General features: G+C 64.5%; 22 protein-coding genes. 11 read left to right on the top strand and 11 right to left on the bottom strand.

The annotated features are described in order from the left end of the window. Window positions 1–14 precede the first annotated feature (14 nt). Together IVB46_RS28595 and IVB46_RS28600 are read left to right on the top strand one after the other, a co-directional pair. On the top strand, window positions 15–992 hold the full coding sequence (locus IVB46_RS28595) for a peptidyl-alpha-hydroxyglycine alpha-amidating lyase family protein (RefSeq protein WP_247313346.1): 978 nt from the start codon (window positions 15–17) through the stop codon (window positions 990–992). A gap of 222 nt (window positions 993–1214) precedes the next feature. Continuing rightward, window positions 1215–1772, top strand: coding sequence for an HNH endonuclease (locus IVB46_RS28600; RefSeq protein ID WP_063985805.1), 558 nt, complete (start codon window positions 1215–1217; stop codon window positions 1770–1772). 90 nt (window positions 1773–1862) lie between these two features. Here IVB46_RS28600 and IVB46_RS28605 read toward each other — a convergent pair whose 3' ends face one another. After that, window positions 1863–2084, bottom strand: coding sequence for a hypothetical protein (locus IVB46_RS28605; RefSeq protein ID WP_247343951.1), 222 nt, complete (start codon window positions 2082–2084; stop codon window positions 1863–1865). Further along, window positions 2074–3153 carry a squalene monooxygenase gene (locus IVB46_RS28610; RefSeq protein ID WP_247343954.1) on the bottom strand — a complete coding sequence of 360 codons (1080 nt, stop codon included), beginning with the start codon at window positions 3151–3153 and terminating at the stop codon, window positions 2074–2076. The genes IVB46_RS28605 and IVB46_RS28610 overlap by 11 nt, the downstream gene beginning before the upstream one ends. Before the next feature lie 158 nt (window positions 3154–3311). Here IVB46_RS28610 and IVB46_RS28615 point away from each other — a divergent pair, with 158 nt between their 5' ends. Next, window positions 3312–5453 (top strand): WG repeat-containing protein, encoded by a 2142-nt coding sequence (locus IVB46_RS28615; RefSeq protein ID WP_247313349.1) that lies wholly within the window; start codon window positions 3312–3314, stop codon window positions 5451–5453. Window positions 5454–5495: 42 nt separating this feature from the next. Here IVB46_RS28615 and IVB46_RS28620 read toward each other — a convergent pair whose 3' ends face one another. Next, on the bottom strand, window positions 5496–7004 hold the full coding sequence (locus IVB46_RS28620) for a GH1 family beta-glucosidase (RefSeq protein ID WP_247313352.1): 1509 nt from the start codon (window positions 7002–7004) through the stop codon (window positions 5496–5498). Window positions 7005–7006: 2 nt separating this feature from the next. Then, window positions 7007–8008: a glycoside hydrolase family 16 protein gene (locus tag IVB46_RS28625; protein ID WP_247313355.1), complete on the bottom strand. Its 1002-nt coding sequence runs from the start codon at window positions 8006–8008 to the stop codon at window positions 7007–7009. A gap of 332 nt (window positions 8009–8340) precedes the next feature. Between IVB46_RS28625 and IVB46_RS28630 the strand changes: the two genes are divergently transcribed. After that, complete coding sequence (locus tag IVB46_RS28630) at window positions 8341–9588, top strand: glycosyltransferase family 87 protein (RefSeq protein ID WP_247343957.1); 1248 nt, start codon at window positions 8341–8343, stop codon at window positions 9586–9588. 5 nt (window positions 9589–9593) lie between these two features. Here IVB46_RS28630 and IVB46_RS28635 read toward each other — a convergent pair whose 3' ends face one another. Next, on the bottom strand, window positions 9594–10475 hold the full coding sequence (locus IVB46_RS28635; RefSeq protein WP_247313360.1) for a DMT family transporter: 882 nt from the start codon (window positions 10473–10475) through the stop codon (window positions 9594–9596). Between the two features lie 146 nt (window positions 10476–10621). On the opposite strand from IVB46_RS28635, the gene IVB46_RS28640 reads away from it, so the two are divergent. From IVB46_RS28640 to IVB46_RS28655, 4 genes are all read left to right on the top strand, one after another. Continuing rightward, window positions 10622–10843: a dodecin gene (locus IVB46_RS28640; RefSeq protein ID WP_063985811.1), complete on the top strand. Its 222-nt coding sequence runs from the start codon at window positions 10622–10624 to the stop codon at window positions 10841–10843. A gap of 179 nt (window positions 10844–11022) precedes the next feature. Beyond that, entirely contained in the window at window positions 11023–12927 is a 1905-nt protein-coding gene (locus IVB46_RS28645) for a diguanylate cyclase (RefSeq protein ID WP_247313363.1), read from the top strand. Window positions 12928–13156: 229 nt separating this feature from the next. Beyond that, complete coding sequence (locus IVB46_RS28650; RefSeq protein WP_247313366.1) at window positions 13157–14182, top strand: helix-turn-helix domain-containing protein; 1026 nt, start codon at window positions 13157–13159, stop codon at window positions 14180–14182. An 81-nt stretch (window positions 14183–14263) separates the two neighbouring features. Continuing rightward, window positions 14264–14935, top strand: coding sequence for an HAD family phosphatase (locus tag IVB46_RS28655; protein ID WP_346016146.1), 672 nt, complete (start codon window positions 14264–14266; stop codon window positions 14933–14935). 24 nt (window positions 14936–14959) lie between these two features. Here the strand turns inward: IVB46_RS28655 and IVB46_RS28660 are convergent, their stop codons facing one another. The 6 genes from IVB46_RS28660 to IVB46_RS28685 all read right to left on the bottom strand — a co-directional run bounded on the left by IVB46_RS28660 (window position 14960) and on the right by IVB46_RS28685 (window position 22262). After that, entirely contained in the window at window positions 14960–15928 is a 969-nt protein-coding gene (locus tag IVB46_RS28660; protein ID WP_063985815.1) for a dipeptide ABC transporter ATP-binding protein, read from the bottom strand. Continuing rightward, window positions 15925–16920 carry an ABC transporter ATP-binding protein gene (locus tag IVB46_RS28665; RefSeq protein ID WP_247343963.1) on the bottom strand — a complete coding sequence of 332 codons (996 nt, stop codon included), beginning with the start codon at window positions 16918–16920 and terminating at the stop codon, window positions 15925–15927. Before IVB46_RS28665 ends, IVB46_RS28660 begins: the two co-directional genes overlap by 4 nt. Continuing rightward, entirely contained in the window at window positions 16920–17837 is a 918-nt protein-coding gene (locus IVB46_RS28670; RefSeq protein ID WP_014491615.1) for an ABC transporter permease, read from the bottom strand. Before IVB46_RS28670 ends, IVB46_RS28665 begins: the two co-directional genes overlap by 1 nt. Further along, entirely contained in the window at window positions 17803–18762 is a 960-nt protein-coding gene (locus IVB46_RS28675; RefSeq protein WP_063985816.1) for an ABC transporter permease, read from the bottom strand. Before IVB46_RS28675 ends, IVB46_RS28670 begins: the two co-directional genes overlap by 35 nt. Before the next feature lie 29 nt (window positions 18763–18791). Further along, complete coding sequence (locus tag IVB46_RS28680; RefSeq protein ID WP_071909319.1) at window positions 18792–20582, bottom strand: peptide ABC transporter substrate-binding protein; 1791 nt, start codon at window positions 20580–20582, stop codon at window positions 18792–18794. A 261-nt stretch (window positions 20583–20843) separates the two neighbouring features. Then, window positions 20844–22262, bottom strand: coding sequence for a M20 family metallopeptidase (locus IVB46_RS28685; protein WP_208068829.1), 1419 nt, complete (start codon window positions 22260–22262; stop codon window positions 20844–20846). Window positions 22263–22547: 285 nt separating this feature from the next. Here IVB46_RS28685 and IVB46_RS28690 point away from each other — a divergent pair, with 285 nt between their 5' ends. The 3 genes from IVB46_RS28690 (at window position 22548) to IVB46_RS28700 (ending at window position 24908) form a co-directional block, all read left to right on the top strand. Continuing rightward, entirely contained in the window at window positions 22548–23519 is a 972-nt protein-coding gene (locus IVB46_RS28690; protein ID WP_085401911.1) for a S1C family serine protease, read from the top strand. Between the two features lie 29 nt (window positions 23520–23548). Continuing rightward, window positions 23549–24619 (top strand): phospholipase, encoded by a 1071-nt coding sequence (locus IVB46_RS28695; protein ID WP_247313371.1) that lies wholly within the window; start codon window positions 23549–23551, stop codon window positions 24617–24619. An 82-nt stretch (window positions 24620–24701) separates the two neighbouring features. Beyond that, window positions 24702–24908 carry a hypothetical protein gene (locus IVB46_RS28700; protein WP_247313374.1) on the top strand — a complete coding sequence of 69 codons (207 nt, stop codon included), beginning with the start codon at window positions 24702–24704 and terminating at the stop codon, window positions 24906–24908. Window positions 24909–24975: the final 67 nt, after the last annotated feature.

Raw genomic sequence — 24975 nt, forward strand, 5'->3', positions numbered from 1 at the left:
AAGAGGAAAAACAAATGCCTGCCATTCTCGGCACCGGCGAGCACCGCTACCGCGTCGTCGACAATTTCGCGAAGCTGCCCGACGGCTGGACGCTGACCGACGTCGCCTCGGTCGCCGTCGACAGCAAGGACCGCGTCTACGTCTTCAACCGCGGAGCCCATCCGATGGTGGTGCTGGATCGCGAGGGCAATTTCCTCCGGAGCTGGGGTGAAGGCCTGTTCTCCCGCGCGCACGGCCTGCACATCGATGCCGACGACAATCTCTACTGCACCGATGACGGCGATCACACCGTGCGCAAATGCACCACCGACGGCAAGGTGCTGCTGACGATCGGCATCCCCGAGAAGCCGTCGCCGTTCATGAGCGGCGAGCCGTTCCATCGCTGCACCCACACCGCGCTGTCGCCGAAGGGCGAGATCTACGTCTCCGACGGCTATGGCAATGCGCGCGTGCACAAGTTCACGCCGGACGGCAAGCTGCTCAAGAGCTGGGGCGAGCCCGGCACCGACCCCGGCCAGTTCAACATCGTGCACAACATCGCCGCCGACGCCGACGGTTTTGTCTATGTCGCCGACCGCGAGAACCATCGCGTGCAGGTGTTCGATGGCGAGGGCAAGTACGAGATGCAGTGGAACAACCTTCACCGGCCCTGTGCGCTGTGCTGCTGTGGCGGCGGCAAGAGCCCGACATTCGTGATCGGCGAGCTCGGCCCAGGCCTCGCCGTCAACCGCAAGGTGCGCAATCTCGGCCCGCGGCTGTCGATCGTGGACGCGCAAGGCAAACGCATTGCGCGGCTCGGCGGCGAGGAAGGACCGGGTGTCGCCAGCGGAAAGTTCCTGGCTCCGCACGGCATCGCGCTGGATTCGAAGGGCGACATCTATGTCGGCGAGGTCGGCGTCACCGACTGGAAGACGAGTTTTCCGGACCAGGAGATCCCGGCCGTGGTGCGCGCCACGCGGTGCTTGCAGAAGCTGGAGCGGGTGCGGGAATAGTTGGGCGGGCGAGGCCGCGATGCGCTGTCGGGTCGACCCTGACTGCCCCCCGGCGTCGTCCTCGCCCCCCAAATCACGGCGGTTTTGAGCGCTTTGCCACCCCGCCGCCGCATTGCTTGCATCTGAATAAGTCGCTCAACGGGCTTCACAATCCCGTCACGCTGCATGTAGTATGTCAGTACATGCTGCTTCGCAGCGTATATTGGAGGCCGGGAGCGTTACTTGAACGCACATGTCTCGCAAGGCAGTTGGCCGGTGTTGGTGCTGAATGCGGACTTCCGGCCGCTGAGTTACTACCCGCTGTCTCTCTGGTCGTGGCAGGACGCGATCAAGGCAGTGTTCCTCGACCGCGTCAACATCGTCGCGCATTACGATCAGGCGGTTCACAGTCCCACGCTGCAAATGCAGCTGCCGAGCGTTGTCTCGCTCAAATCCTTCGTCAAGCCGACCACGCATCCCGCCTTCACCCGGTTCAACGTCTTCCTGCGCGATCGTTTCGCCTGCCAATATTGCGGCTCGCCCGAAGACCTCACCTTCGACCACATCGTCCCGCGCAGCAAAGGCGGTCAGACCACCTGGGAGAACGTGGTCGCGGCATGCTCGCCCTGTAATCTGCGCAAGGGCAATCTGACGCCGGCGCAGGCAAAGATGTTTCCGCGCCAGAGCGCGTTCGCGCCGACCGTGCACCAGCTCCACCGCAACGGCCGCCTGTTCCCGCCGAACTATCTGCACGATAGCTGGCTGGATTATCTCTACTGGGATACGGAGCTGGATCCGTAGGGCGACGCTGTTCGCGCTCGGCCGTTCGTGCGACCTGCTGAAATCGAAAGATCGAGGACCCGTCGGGTCCTCGGTTCGTTTCATCGAACGTCACGCATTCTGCGCCAACGAATGAGCCTCGATTCGTTGGCGGATATCGGGCGAATTGATCAGGTCGAACGGCTCCATGAGTTGCACGACATCCGAGAACGCGCGCTGGACCACCGGATCGGCCACGACGGCCCGGAATAGAGCGGCTTCGAACTGCCGGCTTTCCTCGTACCGCTCCGGGCGCTCGCCGCGCGTGGTTGGATAGGCGAAGTCAGCGTTCACCGCCCATGTTCCAGGGTGCCTGAAGCAGCGCGCCCACTTCGGACATGAACCCAGCCTGGAGGGCCTCGATCGGGTCCGCCTCCCCGGCGACGCGATCCAGGATCTCGCGCAGCAACTTTGCCTCTCGCGCGGCGACCGTCATGCCCTGCCCGTAGACCGGATTGAACCGGCACAGCGAGTCCGCCACGGGGAGAATCCCGCGCGGCAGCCGCTTGAGCCGTTCAAAATGCCGCCAGCGGCTCGCGTCAAACACGAAATGCCGGAGGCCTCCGGGTGGCAAGAGCTTGTAGATTGCGTTGTAGATCGCCGGCGTCTTCAATTGGCGCGCAGCCGCAAGATAGTCCTCCCACGTGCCGGGGCGATCCGTCGCGCCGTGATGGGAGATCGATGTAAACCAGCGCCCGCCTTCGAGAGGAATGATCAAGCCGGCTGTCGCCGACGTGGCGGGATCGGGCAACGTGACCAGATTTTGCCAGTCGAACGAGGTTCGCCCCGGCCGCAGAACCGCGGTGGTGTAGCTGATGTCGACGCCCACGACGATCTCCTGCGGCCGCTCCCAGCCAAGCACATCGAGCAGGCCGAGTGTCGGCGCGCCGCGGCCGGATGCGTCCACCACGAGATCCGCCTCGATCGCCGCACCAACGCCTGCGTCGTTTTCGAACTTCACCATCGGCCGGGTTGCAGCCGGCACAATCTCCGTCACGCGGCTCTGCGATTGCACTTTGACATTGGCGATCGCAGTCACCTTTCGGCGCAGCGTATGCTCGATCAGCGGCCGCGAGCCACACAGCAGCGACGTCCCGCAGTCGCGCCTTGGCAGCGCGCCGACATCTGGCCGCTCGTACTGGACGTCCTTGAAGACATTCACGGGAACTGCACCGGCGGCGGCAAGATCCTGCGCGAAACCCGGGAAAAGGGAGTCGAGGGCCTGCAGCCCACCGGCCAGAAGAAGATGCGGATGCCGATCCTGGGGAACGCCGGCGCGGGACATGATCGAAGCCGGCAGGACATCGCGTTCGAGAATGACGACTTCCTGGAAGGCGGAAGAAAGCGCACCGGCGGCAGACAATCCTCCAATCCCCGCTCCGATGACAACCGCGCGTTGCCCAAAATGACGGCTCATACTTATTCCTTTGGTTCGATTCACCACCTTTCTGTGCGTGGACCGCACTACGGGAATGTTTCCAATCGCGGGATCTTTGTTTCGATTGCAACGGAGCGGCCGCGATGCCCAAGCGTTACGACAGAACGCCGCGTTCAGCTGCGGTACTCGCCAGACTCGATGCGACGCAATCTCTAAGGTTGCAGCATCATGTTTTGACACGTTCTCGCCACGGATCATCGGTATTCGACCAAAATCGGAATACCGGGAAAGTCGCGATGGGTGCATGCAGCTGGTTCAGAGTCGCATTGTTTGTTCTCGCGTTCACGAATGGCGCGACTGCACAGGACATGCCGTCGGAGCTTACGCCTGTCGGCAAGGCCGTCCTTCAAGCCGAGATCGCGGCCAAGGACCGCTCGGGATCCGGCAAGCCGGTGGACTCTCCGTTGGCCGTGTGCACCTTCCCGGGCGGCCTGTGCGGCGCGGTTCGGCCTGACGGTTCGGTGGCCGTGCCGCCGCGATACGATTGGGTCGGCGACTTCTCGGACAAGCGCGCCGCAGTTCGCAGCGGAGGACTGTACGGCTTCGTCGACGACGAAGGGCACGAGGTCGCCGCACCGCAATACGGCCTCGTGGACGACTACAAATTTGGCTTTGCGCAAGTCGAGGTCGGGGGCAAATCGGGCCTGATCGATCGTGACGGCAAGATGATCTTCGCGCCGACATACGGCTTCATCGAGGCGATCGGTCCCGACCGCTTCCGCGTGTCGGATTTTCCGCGACGCGGCGGAACCATTGGCGCCGAGGATTTCTCGGGGATAAGGACCACCTACACCTCAAACAGCGTCAGTGTCTCCGCCCCCTTCGAATTCAAGACGAATGGCGTGATCGATCTCTCCGGACAATGGATAGAACCGGCGGCGCCGCCATCGCGCGAATTCGACAAGACAAGTCCATCAGTTCGCTGGGTCGAAAGAGGCGGATTGTGGGGGTTGTTGCAAGCCGATGGAAGCTGGCTGGTCGAGCCGAAGTTTCAGCGGGCGGAAGCCCTAAGTGACGGCCTGGCGCGCGTGACTCTCAGCGGCAAGGTTGGCTTCATTGATGGCACAGGGAAATTCGCCATCGAGCCCGTCTTCGACACGGCCTGGCCGTTCAGGCTCGGCGTTGGGCGCACATCGGCAGAACGAGACGGCAGCTTCGGCGTGATTGACAAGTCCGGATCCTGGATATTCCAAACCAGTCACCAGCAAATTTATCTGGCGATTGCCCGTAACGGAGGCTCCTCCGAGGTGCCGTACGGATGGCACTTCAAGCAGGCGGACCACTGGGGTCTTCTGGACCTCGACGGCCGTACTGTGCTCGACGCAGCGTTCGATCAACCCGTCCAGCATTGTGAAGACAAGCGGCTGATCGCCTACAAGAACAAGCAATGGCTGTATTTCACGGAAGGCGGAAATCCTCTGCAACCTCCTGGAAGCCGGTTGATCGATGCGACATGCGGCGCCGCACCGCCGTACACCCTGCAAACCGGAGACACGTTCCAGCTTGTTGACGCACGCTTGCAGCCTATCGCGCCGATGCAGTTCGAGGCAGTCGTGCGAATTGGACGGGATGCCAGGAATGCCAAAGTCGATGGCAAATGGGGACGCATCAGGTCCGACGGGAGTTGGCTCGTCGAGCCCCGATTCGACTACCTTTCGACCAATCCCGATCCCTTTGTCGCGTCCATTGACGGTAAGCGCGGCGTCATGAAATCGGATGGGACATGGCTGATCGATCCCAAATTCGACGCCGTTCGAATCCGACAAGACGGCACCGCTTTCGTCACAACCGCTGGCGCCACAGGCATCTTGCGGCTCAATGATCAATCCTGGGTCATGCAACCCCGCCCGGGCGTCATGTGCGACATCGGAATCGCGCTCATGTCGCAGGCCGGCGGAAAACGCGTGATATTGTCTCCCGCCGGCGAGGTCTGGATCGACGCCGACGCCGAGCGCGTCGGCATCAATCTCGACTTCGGACTTCTGACGTTTTTGAGAAACGGCAAGTGGGGCCTGGTCGACACTGCCGGACATGTGTTGGTCGAGCCGCAATATGACGAGCCGGTCTATTTCGCGCCACGCGATCGCGGCATCGCCTGGGCCAAGCGGGACGGCAAATGGTGCCCGATCGACCGGCGCAACCATGCGATCCCGGGGATCGCATGCTCCGATGCCAATCCCGCACCATCCCTGGCACCGCGATTCGAATGCAAGATCGAGCCTTGAGTTCGATCTGCGCAAGACGATGATACGTATTTCGTCTCCAGCTCACACCCCGATCGCGTTGCGCATCACCACGTCCCGGTAGAACGCCGCGCTCAGCTTCGGCACGCGCGCTTGGGTCTCGAAGTCGACCCGGTAGAGGCCGAACCGCTTGCCGTAGCCGTAGATCCACTCGAAATTGTCCATCAGGCTCCACAGGAAATAGCCGCGAATCGGCACGCCCTCGGCGATCGCACGCTGCATCTGGGTCAGGTAATTGCGCAGGAACATGATCCGGTCGAGATCGTAGACCTGGCCGTCGGCGGAAATCTTGTCCTCGGACGAGGTGCCGTTCTCGCTGATATAGATGGTCTCGATGTTCCAGATTTTTGCGGCGAGACGCGGGGCCCAGTAGATCACCTCAGGGCCGACCCGCAGCCATTCCGAGTTCATGTGCGGGAACGAGGTTGGGAACGGCAGCACGCGGAAGCCCGACGCGCGATCGGAGGCCGTGACGTAGTATTGCGGCGCGTAGATGTTGAGCCCGACGAAATCGTTCGGCGTGCCGATGATCTTCAACTCCTCAGGGGTGAATTTCGGCGCATCCGCGCCGGCATAGGCGAGGAAGCCGTCGGTGTACTTGCCCTCCAGCACCACGCCAAGAAAGCCGGCGTTGAGCTCACGCGTCGCGATCTCGGCGGCGCGGATATTTTCCGGCGTTGCGATCGCGGGCACGCAGGCCGCGATGTTTTCGGCGGCACCGACGCGGGTGCCGGCGCGGCCCGACGCGCGGATCGCCTGCACGGCAAGCCCATGCGCCAGCGCGACGTGATGGCGCGCCTGGTTGAGCTGCGCCGCCGGCAGCTTGAGGCCGGGCGCGTCGATGCCCCAGCCATAGCCGAAATTCACGAAGCGCCCGACCTCGTTCACGGTGAAGATGGTTTTGACGCGATCGGTCAGGCGTGCGGCGACGTAGGCGGCGTAATCTGCAAAAGCCTTCGACGTGTCGCTCGACTGCCAGCCGCCGACGCGGTCCTGGAGCCCCTGCGGCAGGTCCCAGTGATAGAGCGTCGCATAGGGCTCGATGCCGTTCGCGAGCAGCTCGTCAACGAGCCGGTTGTAGAAATCGAGCCCCTTCGGATTGGGCTGGCCCGATCCATCCGGAAACACCCGCGGCCACGCAATCGAGAAGCGGTAGGCCTTGACCCCGAGCGCCTTGATCAACGCGACGTCATCCTTGTAGCGGTGATAGTGCTCATTGGCGCGGTCGCCGGTCGAGCCGTCCTCGATCTTGCCGGGCGTGTGGCTGAAGACATCCCAGATCGATTGGCCGCGGCCGTCCTCGTCGACGGCGCCCTCGATCTGGTAGGACGAGGTTGCCGTGCCCCACAGAAAATCCTTGGGAAAGGGCGCGTGGCGATCGGCCGGTGCGGGCGTCTCATTATCTGCAGCCTTGTTATCCGCAGCCTTGTTCTCTGCAGCCTTGTTATCTGCAGCCTTGGCACCCGCCGCTGCACCAAGCGCGACGAGCCCCGCGAGCTTCGCAAGATCGCGCCGCGAGACATCAGCTGACATCGCTATCTCCGAGCTTGCTCCATATCGATCTGATAGGCGGAAATCCGGTCGATCTCGAATGCGACCGTGGGCGGCGATTCCGCATCGACCGGACCGACGCCGAGAAAGAATTTCGATCCGATCGCGAGATTGACGATCATGTACATGGGATCGTCGAAGCCGATCGGCACCTTGATGTCGGAGACCGGCTTGCGGTCGATGAAATAGACCAGGCGATCCTCCTCCCACAGCACACCGTAATTGTGGAACACGCTGGAGGCATCGCCGACCGCATAGTCAAAGCCGCAGGACTGGATCTTCTGGGTCGACGGAATCCGCCAATGCGTCGTCATCACGAGATCGCCGGGTCGTTCGCCGCGGCCTTCCAGCACGTCGACCTCCGGCGGCCAGCCGCCGTCGTCCGCCAGCATCCAGAACGCCGGCCACACGGCGTGACCAACCGGCACCTTGGCGCGGATTTCGAAATAGCCGTGCTTCTGCGCGAACGTGCCCTGCGTGGTCAGGATCCCCGAGATGTACTCGTTGTTGAACAGCACGGACTTCAGTTCCGGCGGCGTGCGGCTGGCGACGATCGAGAGCACACCGTCTTTCACCTTGAACGGATCAAGCCCAAGCGGCGTCCCCGCACGCCCCGAATAGCGCGGATCGACATAGATCTGCTGCTCGCCATTGGCGCTGGTCTTGCGCTTGAAGTCGGAGCCGTCACCGCCCCAATAGCGCGCTTCCGGCCACGCCGCACCGCCGGCGTAATGCGGCACCCAGCGCCCTGTCGCAAGCGGATGCTCGTCAAAGTCATCGTTGAAAGTCCGGCGCAGCGGCAGGAACGCGAGCGAGGCGGGATTGACCGTCTCAAGCTTGCGACACTCGATCATGGAGGGATCGGTGGTCACTTGCAGCGTCATCGTACCGGGCGCAGCATCGAGATCGTCCTGCGCGACGCCCGGCGCGGGCACGGCAGACAGGCCGATCGCAACCAGAGCGCCCTTCGTCCAACTGTCGATCATCACCGCACATCGAACTTGGCAGAAAACTTGGCAGGTGTGCGCAGGTTAGCTCGCCTGTCTTCGAGCGGGCAAGCACGGCCATCTGTGGGGGCGGGCGATTTCGAAAAGGTCATCTCGACATCACATTCGGGTCGACCGGAAATCGCGTCATCCCGGGCGCAAGATCGGCGGCTAACCGGGCCAGTTCCGCGCGCTCCAGCTCCGCCAGAGAGGCGCGGGCGCCAAATCCTTCCGCATTCGTTACCGTCCCTTAAGCCTCCGATGGCAGTTTGGCCGGGATCCGCGGCCCTGCCCGTCCAACCGCCGATCCATCAGGTCCAAGGTCGTCGCTCATGTTTGCCGAGACGCTGGAAGCGGTTCAGTCCTCGCCGTCGAAGCGGACTGCCTATGTCCGCTTCGTGCTGGCGGCGCTGGCGTCGATCGCCGTGTTCAAGGCCTTCTGGTTCGCACGCTTCGGCGGCTGGACGGATCGCGAGCTCGCCGATTTCGATGCCTTCCACATCGTCGCGCAGCACGTCTGGCGCGGCGATCTCGACCAAGTCTATCATTTCGACGCCCTGCTGAAGATGCAGATGGAGGCCGCCGGCGGCGCCACCGGCTTCATGCCCTGGACCTATCCGCCGCAATACGACCTCCTGGTCGCGCCGTTCGCATTCCTGCCGGTCGGCATCGGCTATCTCCTGTTCACCGCCGCGACGCTCGCACTTTATCTCGTGACGCTCCGGGCGATCGCCGGCCGGAATTTCGCGCCGGTGCTGGTGATCCTGTTTCCGGCGATGGCGATCACCATCGGCTGCGGGCAGAATGGCTTTCTGACGGGGGCGCTGATCGGGCTGGTCTGCCTCAACGTGGAGCGGCGGCAGCTGTTGGCCGGCCTCGCGCTCGGCGCCATGGTGATCAAGCCGCACCTTGCGATTGCCGCCGGCGTCTATCTGCTGGTGACGCGGCGCTGGATTGCGCTCGGAACGGCCGCGGCCGTCGTATTGGCGAGCTCACTGCTCTGCACGCTCCTGTTCGGGGGGCAGATCTGGTTCGCGTGGCTCGGAGCGATCAGGGAATCGGCGGGCTATCTCGAGCAGGGCTTCTACCCGCTCTTCCGCATGATCTCGACCTATGCGGCGCTGTACAAGGCCGGCCTTCCCGCAAGCGCCGCCTTCTGGGGACAGACGGCCGTTGCCGGGCTGGCCTTGTTCGCCGTCCTTCTCGGTGCGGCGCGGGGCGCTTCACCGACCTTCACGCTCGGTGCCGCCGTGATGGTATCCGTGATGATCAGCCCCTATGCGTATGATTACGATCTGCCGATGGTCGGGATCGGTCTGGCCCTGATGCTGCCCGATCTCGCCAGGATGGCGAGCCCGCGCGAGCGGAGCGTCATATACGGGCTGATCCTGTTCGCCGGAGCCTATGGGCTGTTGCAGGCGGGGCGGCTCGCGGTGCAATTCGGGCAGAAGGCCGATCCCGATCAACATTTCGCGCCCGCCCTGGGCGGCTTCGCCCTGATGGCGCTCCTGGTCCTGCTGCTGCGGCTGCTGTGGCGCGGGACGCAGCCGGCGCCCATCCTGTCGCAGGCCGCGGAATAACGCCTCTAGGCCCGCTGCAACGCCAGCGTCACGCCGCCGAGCGTGAGCGCCATCGCCGCCCATTCGCGCAGGCCCAGCGGCTCGCCCAGGATGATCGCGGCGGAGACGACGCCGATCACGGGGACGATCAGCATGCCGGTCGAGGCCGAGGTCGGCGGCAGGCGGCGCAACGTCTCGAACCAGGTGACGTAACAGACGCCCATCGGCACCAGCGTCATATAGACGAAGCAGCCGAGCCCCAGCGGGGTGATCGCTGTGATGTCGGGATGCTCAAACAGGATGCCGAGGATCAGCATCGTGGCGCAGCCGAGCCCAACCTGCCAGGCGACGACCACGAGCGGCGGCATCGGCAGCGGCTTGCGGTTGAGCACATTGCCGAGCGCGAACAGGATGGCGCAGAGCAGTGCGAGCGCGATGCCGAGCAGCTTGTCGGCGCCGAACGCAAAGCCGTTGCCGCCGAGGAGCAGCGCGACGCCGGCGACACCGAGGACGAGACCCGAAATATCCCGCATGGTCGGCCGCGTACCCAGCACCGGCCAGGCGAACAGCATGGCCCAGATCGGCATCGTATAGGCGAGCAGAGCCCCCTCGCTCACGGTCACATATTTCATCGCGACCGTGCCGAGCCCCATCCAGGCAAGGACGTTGGTGAGGGTCGCAAACAACAGCCGCGGAATCGCCTCGCGCGGAACGGCGAAGGATTCCTTCCGGCTCAGTACCAGCACACCGAGAATGAGCGAGGCGCAGACGCCGGCCAGCCCGCGCGCGAACAGCGGTGGCCATTGCTGGAGCAGCAGCTTCATCAATGGCCAGTTCAGCGCCCAGCCGAACGCGGTCACACCGAGGCAGAGAGAGCCGATCGTCCTGTCGCGCCGCGCCGAATCCATGGACAGCGCTTAGCAGGCGGGTGCGGCGCACTCCACCTCGGCTGGCGCATGCGGGCCATGGCGGACGATGGAACCGGGAACGCCGGTACCCGTTCAAATGGGAGCGGGTGGCGGTGGTGCCGCAGCGCAAACGAGGGAGACGTACCATGCCCACAGCCGAGACGGATCACGTCTACAAGATCCTGGAGCTGGTCGGATCATCCGAGACCTCCATCGAGGATGCGATCAAGAACGCGATCAGCCGCGCCGCCAAGACCGTTCGCGAAATGAAATGGTTCGAGGTGGTGCAGACACGCGGTCACATCGAGAATGGCGCTGTCCGCCACTACCAGGTGACGCTGCGCGTCGGCTTCACGCTGATGGACTGACGCGGCAGACGCCGCGCGAAACATCATGCCGCGGCGGCGTGGTTAACATCCGACGATGAGAGTCGATCAAAATATCGACGATCTCCTCTGGCTTACTACGGACGCGCAAAATCATCGCGGAAGTTGCAACAGGCCGTTAAGACCAAAGTGAGAGGTTTGCTCCGATTTGGAGCAAGCCGATGGTCACGGACCGCGAGCTCGGCAAGACGCGCCTTCCGCTCTGGGCGGCGGGATTCGTCGTGCTGATCTGCGTGGCGATCCTCGGCTTGAGCGTCTGGCGCGAATGGGAAACGCACAACGCCGATCTCAGGAACGCCGAGATCGACGTCGCCAACCTCGCGCATTCCCTGGTCCAGCACGCGGACGACACGTTCGAGCTTGCCGATACGATCCTGGTCGGACTGGTCCATCGCCTCGAACTCGACGGAACCGGCCCGGACACGATCGCGAAGCTCCAGACTTACCTGCCGACCCGCAAATCATCGGACCGCATCCGCGGCATCTTCGTCTATGACGAGACCGGCCGATGGCTTGCTACGACCGAGCATCTCGACTTCTCCAAGCTCAACAACAGCGATCGCGAATATTTCCGGCAGCACCGTGATTCCCCGGCGAAGGACACGCTGATCGGCCGGCCCATCAAGAGCCGCGCCGGCGGCCAGTGGATCATCACCGCGTCACGCCGCATCAACCACCCCGACGGCAGCTTTGCCGGCGTCGCGCTGCTCACGATCGACGTCGCCTATTTCGCGAAATTCTACGAGCGCTTCGACGTCGGGTCGAACGGCTCGGCATCGCTGCTCAACGGCTCCGGTATCATGCTGGCGCGCAGCCACGACGAGAGCGGCGCCTTCATCGGGCGCGACCTCTCCAATGCGCCGCTGTTCAGGGAATGGAAAAGCCGTCCGGCGGCGGCGGTCTACTATTTCAAGTCGCCGCTCGATGGCGTGCAGCGGCTGAGCTACTACCAGCGCAGCAGCCGCTATCCGCTGATGGTGCTGGCGAGCAAGTCGCAGGACGACGTGCTGGCGCCCTGGCGGCGCGCGGCAGCCGTACGCACGGCCTTTGTGCTCGGCCTCGTCGCGCTGATCGCGGTGATCGGCTTCTACCTGGTCCGCCAGCTCTGGCAGCGGCAGCGAATGGCGCAGGCCCTGGTCGCGAATGAAGCCCATTTTCGCCTGCTCGCCGAGCAATCCAGCGATATGGTATCCCGGATCGGGCTGGATAACCGGCTGCTCTACGTCTCGCCCTCGTGCGTGCGCATCATCGGCTGGTCTCCCGAGGAGCTGCTCGGCGCGTCGGCGGTGGCCGGTATCCACGCGAACGACATGGAGCGGGTCGAGCAGGCCATCGCAGCGCTGAAGAACGGCGAGGCCGAGGAAGCGCGGTTCGTCTATCGCCAGCGCCATCGCGACAAGGGCGATATCTGGGCCGAGGCGGCCTTGCACGTGACCCGTGCCTCCGACAGCGGCGAAGTCGACGGTGTCGTCGCGGTCGTGCGCGACATGACCGAGCAGAAGGACTTGCAGGACAAGCTCGCATCGCTCGCGACCACCGATGGCCTGACCGGCCTTGCCAACCGCCGCGCGTTCGACGAACGCCTCGCGGAGGAATGGGCACGCGCCGGGCGCGACGGCACGCAGATCTCGCTCCTGTTGATCGACGTCGATCAGTTCAAGAAATTCAACGATCATTACGGACATCAGGCGGGCGACGGCTGCCTGCGCGCACTCGGCCGGATCCTGTCCGCTCAGGCCAGGCGCCCGGCTGACCTCGCGGCGCGCTACGGCGGCGAGGAATTCGCCGTATTGTTGCCGAACACCGGCCCGGATGGTTGCGCCGAAGTCGGCGAAGGGATTCGCGAGGCACTGCACGACCTCGCCATGCTGCATGCACAAAATCCACCCTCCCGGCTGGTTACGGCAAGCATCGGCGCTGCGACAAGCCTTCCATCTCAGACCGCGCTGGACTGCAACACGCTGGTCGCCGGCGCCGACCGCGCACTCTACGCCGCCAAGGACAGCGGCCGCGACCGTATGGTGATGTCGGGACAGGTCGTGCCCTGGCCCGCGAAGAGCGCGTGACGAATCCTGCCAGGCGTAGCGAACGCCGCCCTTTCCTGCGTAGCTGGCAAGCGCGGCTAACGCGATGTGCACATGCGGCACATCGGCGCGCGCCAAATCCCGCCCACCATCGCTTGCGCACCGATTTCTGAATGGCTACATCCCGAGGCGATGTTGGGGGGCCGCCGGACTTCTTCGATCGGGTCCATGCGGTACGGCCTCATCGTGGGGCAATGCAGACGAGACGGCCGTGAACGAGACCATGCCGGCGGACATCCCGGGGCGCGGGGTGGACGCGCTGAGACAGTTGCGCGCCATGACGGCCGACATCTGCGATGTCGTTCCGCTCACCACGGAGGACGACTTCCATGTCACCACCGTGACGATGATGACCCGCAATGCGTTGCTGGTCGATACGCGCGCGACCGATCAGGAATACGACCGGACGCCCGCGCACGTCGCCCGCGGTGCGATGGATCACTTTCAGATCACCCTGTGTGTCGAAGGCGAGATGCGGTTCAGCTCGGGCCGGCGCGAGGTGACGATGGGGCCCGGCGCCATCTGCCTGATCGACATGGCGCAGCCGAACCGGACCGTGTTGCGCGGCGGCGGCAGTCGTACCCGCCTGATGGCGATCATCCTGCAACGCGCCATGCTGGCACCACGGCTTGCTCATCCGGATTCGGCCACCGCAACCTTGCTGCCGTCAAACCATCCTCATACCCGCCTGCTTGCCAGCCATTACGCGGCGCTTACGCTGCCACCCGAGCCCGAGGCGGGCAGCGCCGAGGCCACGATCGACGCGATCGCCGACATCGTTGCCGCGGCCGCTGGCGGGACCGCCGACATTGCGGCCGGAGTCGAACGCGCCGAGCGGCATCTTTATCTTGCGATGATCAAGCGCCGCATCGCGGACAATCTCGAGACCGACGCGCTCACCGCAGACGAGTTGTGCCGCCACTTCCAGATTTCGCGCGCGACCCTCTATCGGCTGTTCGAGGCGGATGGCGGGCTCTCGCACTACGTGAGGGAGCAGCGCCTCAATCTCGCTTTCCGCCAGCTGATATCGCCGTCCGCGGAAGACACGCGGCTGATCGACCTCGCCGTCGGCATGCGTTTCAGCAGCGATTCCACCTTCATTCGCGCATTCCGCCGCAAGTTCGGCTTGACGCCGGGCGAACTGAGGGAGCTGGCCGACAATTGGCTCCGCGAGACTGGTGCGGTCCCGACCATCGACACGGTGCTGCATCAACTGGCCCGCCGCCGCACCTCGTAGCCATGAAGCTGCGACGCTCGACACCAGTATCGCAACGTTCGGCCTTGGCGCCCGGATTTGTCGCCCGCGCTCCAGTGGGATATGACTTTGAGCACGGCCGGATGTTTCGGTCCGGCCGGGAGCGTTCCCGTGCCTGACGAGATCAAGCTTGTCCTCTTTGATATGGACAATGTCCTCTGCGAATACGACAGAGGAAGGCGCGTCGCGTTTCTGGCGGAGCTTGCGGGGACCACCAGTGAGTTCGTCTACAAGGCGATCTGGGAGAGCGGATTCGAGCTTCTCGGCGACTCCGGCACGCTCGATGCCGCCGACTATTTGCGGGGATTTGGCGAGCGCATCGGCTATCCCCTCTCGCTCGATGAGTGGGTGGAGGCGCGCCGCCGTTCGATGAAGGCCGATCGCGCGGTGCTGGAGATTGCCCGCCGCCTGCATGAGACCATCGATGTTGCCGTCCTGACCAACAATACCACGCTGGTCGCCGACCATATCGACGCGCTGCTGCCGGAATTGCGTCCGCTGTTCGGCTCCCGCATCTACACGTCGGCCCGGTTCAAGGCCGCCAAGCCGGACCCGCGCTGCTATCGCCTCTGCCTGTCGGAGCTACAGACGACGCCGCAGACCGTTCTGTTCGTCGACGACCTCGCCGCAAATGTCGCCGGCGCGCGGGAAGCGGGCCTCTTCGCGCATCATCACACGTCGGTGGAGGCTTTCCGGCAGGCCCTTTCGGCGCACGGCCTGCTCCGGGACGGATGAACGGGCGCACCGTCTCGCGCGACGTCAGGCGAGATGACACGCCACAAAATGGCCGCCCGCCCCTTCCCTCAGTACGGGCGCGCTTTCCGCGCAGCGCGGCTGGGCGATCGGGCAGCGGGTGTGGAAGTGGCAGCCGGATGGCGGCTTCATCGGGCTTGGCACGTCGCCCTTGAGGCGAATGCGTTCACGCTTGAGCTTGGGATCGGGCACCGGCACCGCCGACAACAGCGCCCTGGTGTAGGGATGCTGCGGATTGCGGTAGAGATCGCTCGCTTTCGCCAGCTCGACGATCCGGCCGAGATACATCACGGCGACGCGGTCGGAGATGTGCTCGACCACCGACAGGTCGTGCGCGACGAACAGATAGGTGAGGTTCAGCTCGGCCTGGAGATCCTCCAGCAGATTGATCACCTGCGCCTGGATCGAGACGTCGAGCGCGGACACCGGCTCGTCACAGACGATCAGCTTCGGCTCGACCGCGAGCGCCCGCGCGATCACGATGCGCTGGCGTTGGCCGCCCGAGAATTCGTGCGGGTAGCGGCGCATGTGCTCGGCCTTGAGGCCGACCTTCACGAGCAGGCTGGCGACGCGCTCCTCGCGCTCCTTGGCCGACGACCCGAGCTTATGGATGATCAGGGCCTCACCGAGGATGGCGCCGACCGTCATGCGCGGATTGAGCGAGGCGAACGGATCCTGGAACACCAGCTGCATGTTCCGCCGCATCGCGCGCAAATCATTGCCGCTGAGCTGGCGCACGTCCTGGCCGTCGAACACGACCTCGCCGTCGGTCGGCTCGATCAGGCGCAGCACGCAGCGGCCAGTGGTGGATTTGCCGCAGCCGGATTCGCCGACGAGGCCGAGCGTCTCGCCGCGGTTGACCGAGAACGAGACCCCGTCGACCGCATAGACGCTGCCGACCTGGCGCGACAACAGGCCGCCGTGCACGGGGAAATATTTCTTCAGGCCGCTGACGCGGAGCAAGGGCTCGGTCATGCCGTGCCTCCCAACTGCGTATCTCCCAAATGACAGGCCATGCGGTGGCCGGGCGCGATCTCGCGCAGCAGCGGCTCCTTCTCGGTGCAGACGTTCATGGCAAACTTGCAGCGCGGGGCGAAGCGGCAGCCGACCGGCGGATTGATCAGGATCGGCACCGAGCCGCCGATCGCTTCGAGCCTTGTCTTGTGCTCGCTGTCGAGATCGATGCGCGGGATCGAGCGGATCAGCCCCTGGGTGTAGGGGTGGCCGGGATTGCCGAAGAGGTCGTCGACGAGCGCTTCCTCCACCACCTTGCCGGCATACATCACGACGACGCGCTGCGCGGTCTCGGCGACGACGCCCATGGCGTGGGTGATCAGCATCACCGCCATGCCGAAGCGCTCCTTCATGTCCTGCAGGAGGTCGAGGATTTGCGCCTGGATGGTGACGTCGAGCGCGGTGGTCGGCTCGTCGGCGATGATCAGCTTCGGCCTGCAGGCGAGCGCCATCGCGATCATCACGCGCTGGCGCATGCCGCCTGAGAACTGGTGCGGATAATTGTGCACGCGGCCTTCGGCGTTGGGGATCTGCACCAGCTTCAGCATCTCGATGGTGCGCTCGAGCGCCTGCTTCTTCGTCACCGCTTCATGCCGGCGCAGGCTCTCGGCGATCTGCTCGCCGATGGTGAGCACCGGATTGAGCGAGGTCATCGGCTCCTGGAAGATGAAGCCGATCTCCTTGGCCCTGATCTCGTCGAGCTGACGGCTCGTCAGCGGCACGAGATCGCGGCCCTCGAAGATGATCTGGCCCGCCGCGATGCGGCCGGGCGGCATGGCGATCAGCTTCAGGATCGACATCGCGGTCATGGTCTTGCCGCAGCCGGATTCGCCGACGACACAGAGCGTCTCGCCCTTGTTGATGGAGATGTCGACACCGTCGACGGCCTGCAGGATGCCGTCGTCGGTCGAGAAGTGGGTTTTCAGCCCTTTGATTTCCAGCAGCGGCGCCATCAGATCACCCGTCGCGCATCGAGCGCGTCACGCAGGCCGTCGCCGATGAAGTTGATGGCGACCACCGCGATGAAGATCGCGCCGCCCGGAAACAGCGCCCAGTGCGGGCCGATGTCGAGGAAATCCTTGGCGTCGTACAAGAGCCGGCCCCAGGTTGGCGTATCCGGCGGAAAGCCGAGGCCGAGGAAGGACAGTGTCGATTCCGCGATGATGGCGGCAGCGACGTCGATGGTGCCGGCGATGATCACGGGACCGAGCGCATTGGGCAGGATGTGCCGCACCACCTGGCGCACCGGACTTGCGCCGAGCGCACGGGCGGCCTCGACGAACTCCTTCTCGCGGATCGACAGGAACTGCGCGCGCACCAGCCGCGCGACCGGCATCCAGCGCAAGCCGCCGATCACGAGCACGATCAGGATGAAGATGCCGCCCTCGGGACCGAACATCTGCTTCAGCCCGTCGCGGAAGAGATAGATCAGCAGCAGCAGCAGCGGCAGTTGCGGCAGCGACAGGAAGAGATCGGTGAGCCACATCAGGCCGTGGCCGAGCGCGCCGCGCGACATGCCGGCGAGCGCGCCGATCAGGACACCGATAAAGACCGAGACCAGCATCGCGGCAAGGCCGACCGCGAGCGAGATGCGGCCGCCATAGATCATGCGGGCCAGGATGTCCTGCCCGAGATCGTCGGTGCCGAACGGATGGGCAAGCGACGGCCCCTGCATGCCCGCCACGATATCGATGTCGTCGATCTTGACCCGCCAGACGAAGGGGCCGGCCACCACCGCCAGGATCAGAATGAGGAGCAGAAACGCACTGACCACGGCGAGCTTGTGGCGGCTGTAGCGCCGCCACATCTCGCGCCAGGGCGAGTAGACGCGCCGCTCAGCGGAGGGAGATGCGAGGGTCAAGCCAGCCATAAAGGACGTCCGCGATGAGATTGAACAGCACGACGAGGCACGCGAAGACGAAGGTAACGGCCATCACCACCGGCGTGTCGTTGGAGAGGATGGAGGAGATCAGTAGCGAGCCGATGCCGGGGATGCGGAATATCTGCTCGGTGACGATGGCGCCGCCGAACACGGCCGGCATCTGCAACGCAATCAGGGTGACGACCGGGATCATGGCGTTGCGCATGACGTGCTTGACGATGACCGTGGCCTGCCCAAGCCCCTTGGCGCGCGCCGTGGTGACATAGTCGAGCCGGATCACGTCCAGCATCGCCGAGCGCACGAAGCGCGTCATCGACGCAGCCTGGAACAGACCGAGCACCGCCACCGGCATGATCGCCTGCCGGATCATCTCCAGCACCCAATGGATGCCGGTGCCCTTGATGTCGGTCGTATAGACGAAAGGCAGCCAGTCCAGCGTGACCGAGAAGATCAGGATGAACAGGATGCCGGTGAAGAAGGTCGGCAGCGAGAAGCCGACGAAGGCGAGCGTATTGGCGATCTGGTCGAACAGCGAATAGGGCTTTGTCGCCGCATAGACACCGACGGGGATCGCAATCAGCAGCGCCAGGATCTGCGCCGAGCCGATCACGTAGAGCGTCGCCGGCAGACGCTGAAGGATCAGCGTGTCGACATTCATCCGGCTGACGAAGGAGAAACCCCAGTCGCCGTGCAGCATGGCGTTGAGCCAGTGCAGGTAACGGAGGTGGATCGGATCGTCGAGGCCGAACTTGGCCCGAAGTGCGGCCTGCACCTCGGGCGGGACGTTCGGGTTCGTCGCCAGTTCCGAGAACGGATCGCCTGGCGCAAGCGCCAGCACGACAAACAGCACAACCGAGATTCCGAGAAGACTCGGAATCGCGATCAGGAGGCGACGCAGGACGTACTGACTCATAGGGAAAGACCCCGTCTAGAGCTGGGGGATCATTCCTCGCGGTACCAATCGTGCAGATTGTCGGTTTCGTTGGCCCAGCCGCTGATGATCGGGCGCAGATTGTTGGCTGCCGCTTCCACCTTTAGGCGATGCTGCGCCGGGATGAACACGGTGTCCTGGAACATGAGGTCGTTGGCCTTGATATAGTGCGCCGCGCGCTTGACCGGATCCATTTCGCCTTCGGCTGCTTCGATCGCTGCGTCATAGTCCTTGTTGACCCAGCGCGGGAAGTTCGTGCCCTGCCACTTGTTCTCCTTCGTGGCGACGTTGGTCGACAGATAGCGGCGCATATGCTGAGACGGATCCGGCTGGCTCAGCGGGATCTGGAACATCTGGAGATCGGCGTAGAAATGCGCGTAGGTGTCGGGGTTGGCGACATCGGAGGAGAAGAACACGGACGCCACCACCGACTTCAGCTCGACGTCGATGCCGGCCTTCTGACAGGCCTGCTTGACGATCGCCTGGGTCTTCTGACGCGGTCCGTTGATCGAGGTCTGGTACAGAAGCTTCAGCTTCTTGCCGTCCTTCTCGCGGATGCCATCCGCGCCGGGCTTCCAGCCGGCGTCGTCGAGCAGCTTCGAGGCCTTCTCGATGCTGAATTCCCAGGTCGTGTTCTTGGAGACGAACTTCTCGGGACCGTTGAGGAAGTTGGCGGTGGTGCGGCCGGCGCGGCCGTAGATCGCCTTCTTGATGGACTCGCGGTCGACCAGCATCGACAGCGCCTTGCGTACCGCCGGATCGGAGAACAGCGGATGCTTGGTCTTCATCGAGGAGCGCTCGCCATCGACCTCGGTGTTCGGATCGGTGAAGTTGAGCGCGATGAATTCGGTGTCGCCGCCCACGGCATAAACGGTCTTGCCCTTGCCGCCCTTTTCGAGGCGCAGCAGCACGTCGTCCTCGACCTGGATGTTCCATCCGAAATCATATTCGCCGGTCTGGATCACCGCGCGCGCCGCAGAGACGGCGTCGCCGCCGCCCTTCATCTCGACCGTGTCGAAATAAGGCCGGTTCGGCATGTGGTAATCGGGATTGAGCTGGCCGCGGACGAGATCGCCCGGCTTGAACTCGACGAACTTGTAGGGGCCAGTGCCGACCGGCGAGAGGTTGGTGGGCGCTTCCCGCGATTTGGACCCCTTGTAGTCGGCGAACAAATGTTTGGGGATGATGGTGTTGGGAGCCCCGACAAAGGCGTCGGCCCAGAACGGCGTCGGCTTGTTAAAGAGGATGCGAACCGTGAGGTCATCCACCTTCTCGACCGTGATGTCGCGGAGCGTCGCGATGGTCAGGGCGGAGGTCGCCGGATCCCTGGCATATTCCCAGTTGAACACGACGTCATCGGCGGTGAACGGCTTGCCGTCATGCCATTTGACGCCTGGTTTGAGCTTCCAGGTCACCGACTTGCCGTCGGCGGCGAGGCCGCCGTTCTGGATCGAGGGAATTTCGGCCGCCAGAACCAGCTTCATGTTGCCGTCGGGATCCCAGCAGGCGAGGGGCTCGTAGAACAGGCGCGCGCCGTCCTGGTCCTTGGTGCCGGTGGCGAAATGCGGATTGAGCAGGGTCGGCCCCTGCCACCACAGCAGCTTCAGCGCACCGCCGCCGCCGCGCTTGGTCGGCTTGTAGGTCTGGGCACCTTCCGCCATGGCGACGCCGCCGAGCGCGAGGATCTGGTTGGCGAGGGGTGCGGTGAGGCCGACCGCGGCCATACGCATGATGAAGGCACGGCGGTCCATCCGGCCGTCCTTCACGTCACCGATCATCGAACGCAGTTCTTTATCCAGCATGGTTGTCCCCCGTCTGGTTCCCGTATGGATGCAGGCAGCCGCACCGCGGCCGCCGGGTTTTTGCTGGCGGTAGATGGCACACCGAATAGGCCGCGCGTCAACTGCGACCATGTGTATGCAAACGGTGTTCTGGCTGTCTGTTGGGCAAAACTCTGTTCCGCAGCCCAAGCGTTCGGCAATCCGGCGCTAAATCGCGCCGGAATCCACATTGCACTGCGGAAAATTTGTTCGCGGCATCAGACGAAGTATCGAGGCGAAATTCTACGCCACGGACATGGTCAGCGGCGGCGCGACGTGGTCCGGCAGCGGACAGACATAAGGTGTCTTGGCGGTCCGCTTCTGCAAGTCCGCTTTCGCGGCCTTGATCAGCTCCGGATCCGTCAACGCCTTGATGCCGATCCCGGCCATCGCCTTGGCCGCCTGCACCATGGCCTTATGAGCGTGTCCGCTCTTGCCCTGCGCCACCACCTGCCAAGTGTGGAACGGCGTGCCGATTGCAACCGTGGGTGCGTGAACCTGCACGGTCGGCACCACCCAGCTCACGTCGCCGACGTCGGTCGAGCCGACCAGCGGATTGCGCTTGGCATCGAGCGGCACCAGGAAGTCGGCCAGCGGCCGATCAGTCGGCTCCATGCCGATCGCGTAATAGACCGACGCGATGTCCTTGTCGCTGAGCGTCGCGCGGATCTGGCTGGCAAACCCCTTGTCGGCGTCGTCGAAATGCGGCGGCCCCAGCTCTTCCATCACCCGGTGCAAGGCCTGCTCCAGCGGCGTATTCGGCAGGATGTTGGAGACCGCGGAGATGATCTTCATCTCGACCTTGGTCTCGGTCATCAACGCCGCGCCTTCTGCGATCTTGCTGACGCGTCCGACCAGCTCGTTCATGCCGGGCAGATCGCGGGCGCGGATCGAATAACGCACGCGCGCATGCGCCTGCACCACGTTGGGGGCGATGCCGCCGGTGTCGAGCAGGGCGTAATGCACGCGCGCGTCGCTCGGCATGTGCTCGCGCATGTAGTTCACGCCGACATTCATCAGCTCCACCGCGTCGAGCGCAGAGCGGCCGAGATGCGGCGAGGCCGCCGCGTGCGACGTGCGGCCGGTGAAGATGAAATCCGCGCGCGTGTTGGCGAGCGACGGCGTCACCGCGACTTCCCAGAAGCTGTGCGGATGCCAGGTGATGGCGATGTCGGCGTCTTCAAACGCGCCCGAGCGCACCATGAAGGCCTTGGCTGCGCCGCCCTCTTCCGCCGGGCAGCCGTAATAGCGCACGCGGCCGGGCACCTTGTTCTCGGCGAGCCAGTCCTTCATCGCGGTCGCGGCGAGCAGCGCCGCGGAACCAAGCAGATTGTGGCCGCAACCGTGGCCGTGGCCGCCGGTCTCGACCGGACGGTGCTCGGCGACGCCGGCCTCCTGGCTGAGGCCCGGCAACGCGTCATATTCACCCATGAAGGCAATGACCGGACCGCCCTCACCCCACTCGCCCATTACCGCGGTCGGGATGCCCGCGACGTTCTCGGTGATACGGAAACCCTGGTGGCGCAGCTCGGCGAGATGCTCGGCGGCGGACCGCGCCTCGGTGTAGCACACCTCGGGCATGCCCCAGACCCTGTCGCTGAGGTCGATGAAACGCGCCTTGATCGTGTCGACGCCACGCCAGATGTCGCTGCGATTATCCATGCTTCGGTCCGTGATCTCTTGGTCAAACGAAGCGGCAATGGTTAGCAGCTTCATTGCACCCCGCCTAGCACGTCGCGGGACAGCAGCCATGCGGCCGGTGCTGGATCGCGCGGCCGCTTGCCACCTGTGCGGGCGTTCCTGTGCCTGTCGAAGATTTCACGCGGCGTTCTCCGGAATAGTTGGGATCGAGGCTTTCAAGACGGCCTCCTCCAGCCTAAATTATGAGTGCTTCGCGCGTCGTTCCGCCGGCCAAGGCGGAGCAATGCTCTCAGCCAGGAGAACTCCATGCCCGCCCTGACCGAATGGAGAGTGCCGCCGGCCAATCAGCCGCGCGCGAGCGATTACGGTTTCGATCTCGACCGCTCGCTCGCGTCCGTCGTCGGCCTGCACGCCATCATCCCGCCCGACGCCTTCAGTGCCGAAACGCTGGGCACCGAACGCGCCGGCAACGGCGTCGTGATCGACAACGGGCTGGTGCTCACCATCGGCTACCTCATTACCGAGGCGGAATCGGTGTGGCTGCATCTCGCCGACGGGCGCGTCGTCGAAGGGCATGCGCTCGGTTTCGATTCCGTCACCGGCTTCGGCCTCGTGCAGGCGCTCGGTCAGCTCGACGTCGAACCCTTGCCGCTCGGCAACTCGGCGAAAACAAGGGTCGGCGACCGCGTCGTGGTCGGCGGCGCCGGCGGGCGCACGCGCTCGGTCGCGAGCCAGATCGTGGCCAAGCAAGAATTCGCCGGCTACTGGGAATATCTGCTGGACGAGGCCGTGTTCACCTATCCCGCACATCCGAACTGGGGCGGCACGGCGCTGCTCAACGAGCGCGGGGAGCTGATCGGCATCGGCTCGCTGCAGCTCGAGCGCGAACGCGAAGGCAAGGCCGAGCACGTCAACATGATCGTGCCGATCGACCTGTTGAAGCCGGTGCTCGACGATCTGCGCAAATTCGGCCGCGTCAATAAGCCGTCGCGCCCCTGGCTCGGGCTCTATTCGACCGAAATCGACAACCGCCTGGTGGTGATCGGGATCTCCACCAACGGCCCGGCCGCGCGCGCGGAGCTGAAGACCGGCGATGTCATCCTTGCGGTGGACGGCCAGGAGGTGACGAGCCAGACCGCCTTCTACAAGACGATGTGGGCGCTAGGCGCCGCCGGCGTCGACGTGCCGCTGACCGTGCATCATGAAGGTGTCACCTTCGACGTCACGGTGACGTCGACCGATCGCTTCAAGTTGCTGAAAGCGCCGAAGCTGCACTGACACCACCGAACTGACGCAAGGAAGCGGCGATGACCGAGGCCGTCGTTGACGACATCGTGACCGTGCTGCCGCCGCTGCTCAACGCGCTGGAAGCACTCGGCTTCTTCACTCGGAATCTGCATCCGCCGGCCTTTGCCTCGGTGATGAATGCGATCGGCGCGCCCGACGCGGCGCTGCAGGCGGTGCACGCTGCGATCGGCGCCTGGCCCGAGCAGTTCACCGGGCTGCGCGAGCGGCTCGACCGCGCCTGCAACGAGACGCTCGCCGCCTTTGCCGGCATACGCGAGGTCGAGCGCGGCAATGGCGATCTCGTCGCGGTCTTCCGCGCGCTGCGCCATCTGCCTCGTGCGCAGGAGGCGCTGTACCCGCTGTCGACCCAGTTTCCGCCGGTGAGCAGCTTCTTCCTTAACGCCGCCAATCGCGAGAATGACGATCTGCTGGCGCGGCTGGAAGCCGGCGCGGGCGAACACACCGGCATCTTCCACGACCACAACGAGCCCGGCAGCCGCGGCGGCTTCTCGGTCTATGTGCCAGAATATTATTCGCCGGAGCGCGCCATGCCGCTGGTGATGGCGCTGCATGGCGGCAGCGGCAACGGCCGCGGTTTTCTCTGGAGCTGGCTGCGCGATGCCCGCAGCCTTGGCGCGATCCTGGTGGCGCCGACCGCGACCGGCCCGACATGGGCGCTGATGGGCGACGATAGCGACACGCCGAACCTCATGCGCATTCTCGACACGGTGCGCAGCCGCTGGAGCGTCGACGGTTCGCGCCTGCTGCTGAGCGGCATGAGTGACGGCGGCACCTTCTGCTACGTCACCGGGCTCGACGGCGCCTCGCCCTTCACGCATCTCGCGCCGGTGTCGGCGACGTTCCATCCGCTGATGGCGGCGATGGCGGACGCCGTGCGCCTGCAGGGACTGCCGATCTTCATCACCCACGGCAAGCTCGACTGGATGTTTCCGGTACAGACCGCGCGCCAGACGCAGGCGGCCCTCTCCGCCGCCGGCGCCGATGTCACCTATCGCGAGATCGACGACCTCAGCCACACCTATCCGCGCGAGATCAACGCAGAGCTGCTGGAGTGGCTGAACCGCGGATGAACGGGTCGTCCTTATCTGCGCCGTACTGCCGCGGAACCATCACTCCGGGCCGACGTTATCGCCCGTCACCGGAGGTTCGCAGATGCAGACGTTTTTCGGAATGATTTTGGGCGCACTGCTGCTCAGTTGCGGCGTATACGTCTACGACTCCATGCAGACGTCGTCGGTCGCCAATGGCGAGGTTGCAACGACCAATCGCACCATCGTGAACTGGGACGTCGCCAAGGCCGACTGGGATGCGCTGCGCGATCGCGCGCACAAGGACTGGGTCCGCATCTCGTCGAAGTAACGACGCCGTATCACGAACAAGGCGCCGTCGCGGGTCCGCGGCGGCGCCTTTGCGTTGACGGCGATCG

Source organism: Bradyrhizobium sp. 61 (genome assembly GCF_023073075.1).
Classification (GTDB): Bacteria; Pseudomonadota; Alphaproteobacteria; order Rhizobiales; family Xanthobacteraceae; genus Bradyrhizobium; species Bradyrhizobium barranii.

Bases quoted from the DNA above. Each gene is read 5' to 3' on its own strand.
- IVB46_RS28675 (WP_063985816.1), bottom strand. From the start codon at position 18,762: ATGAGTCAGTACGTCCTGCGTCGCCTCCTGATCGCGATTCCGAGTCTT.
- IVB46_RS28635 (WP_247313360.1), bottom strand. From the start codon at position 10,475: ATGGATTCGGCGCGGCGCGACAGGACGATCGGCTCTCTCTGCCTCGGT.
- IVB46_RS28655 (WP_346016146.1), top strand. From the start codon at position 14,264: ATGACTTTGAGCACGGCCGGATGTTTCGGTCCGGCCGGGAGCGTTCCC.
- IVB46_RS28630 (WP_247343957.1), top strand. From the start codon at position 8,341: ATGTTTGCCGAGACGCTGGAAGCGGTTCAGTCCTCGCCGTCGAAGCGG.
- IVB46_RS28685 (WP_208068829.1), bottom strand. From the start codon at position 22,262: ATGGATAATCGCAGCGACATCTGGCGTGGCGTCGACACGATCAAGGCG.
- IVB46_RS28615 (WP_247313349.1), top strand. From the start codon at position 3,312: ATGCCCAAGCGTTACGACAGAACGCCGCGTTCAGCTGCGGTACTCGCC.
- IVB46_RS28670 (WP_014491615.1), bottom strand. From the start codon at position 17,837: ATGGCTGGCTTGACCCTCGCATCTCCCTCCGCTGAGCGGCGCGTCTAC.
- IVB46_RS28665 (WP_247343963.1), bottom strand. From the start codon at position 16,920: ATGGCGCCGCTGCTGGAAATCAAAGGGCTGAAAACCCACTTCTCGACC.
- IVB46_RS28625 (WP_247313355.1), bottom strand. From the start codon at position 8,008: ATGATCGACAGTTGGACGAAGGGCGCTCTGGTTGCGATCGGCCTGTCT.
- IVB46_RS28680 (WP_071909319.1), bottom strand. From the start codon at position 20,582: ATGCTGGATAAAGAACTGCGTTCGATGATCGGTGACGTGAAGGACGGC.
- IVB46_RS28640 (WP_063985811.1), top strand. From the start codon at position 10,622: ATGCCCACAGCCGAGACGGATCACGTCTACAAGATCCTGGAGCTGGTC.
- IVB46_RS28620 (WP_247313352.1), bottom strand. From the start codon at position 7,004: ATGTCAGCTGATGTCTCGCGGCGCGATCTTGCGAAGCTCGCGGGGCTC.
- IVB46_RS28690 (WP_085401911.1), top strand. From the start codon at position 22,548: ATGCCCGCCCTGACCGAATGGAGAGTGCCGCCGGCCAATCAGCCGCGC.
- IVB46_RS28695 (WP_247313371.1), top strand. From the start codon at position 23,549: ATGACCGAGGCCGTCGTTGACGACATCGTGACCGTGCTGCCGCCGCTG.
- IVB46_RS28645 (WP_247313363.1), top strand. From the start codon at position 11,023: ATGGTCACGGACCGCGAGCTCGGCAAGACGCGCCTTCCGCTCTGGGCG.
- IVB46_RS28660 (WP_063985815.1), bottom strand. From the start codon at position 15,928: ATGACCGAGCCCTTGCTCCGCGTCAGCGGCCTGAAGAAATATTTCCCC.
- IVB46_RS28700 (WP_247313374.1), top strand. From the start codon at position 24,702: ATGCAGACGTTTTTCGGAATGATTTTGGGCGCACTGCTGCTCAGTTGC.
- IVB46_RS28595 (WP_247313346.1), top strand. From the start codon at position 15: ATGCCTGCCATTCTCGGCACCGGCGAGCACCGCTACCGCGTCGTCGAC.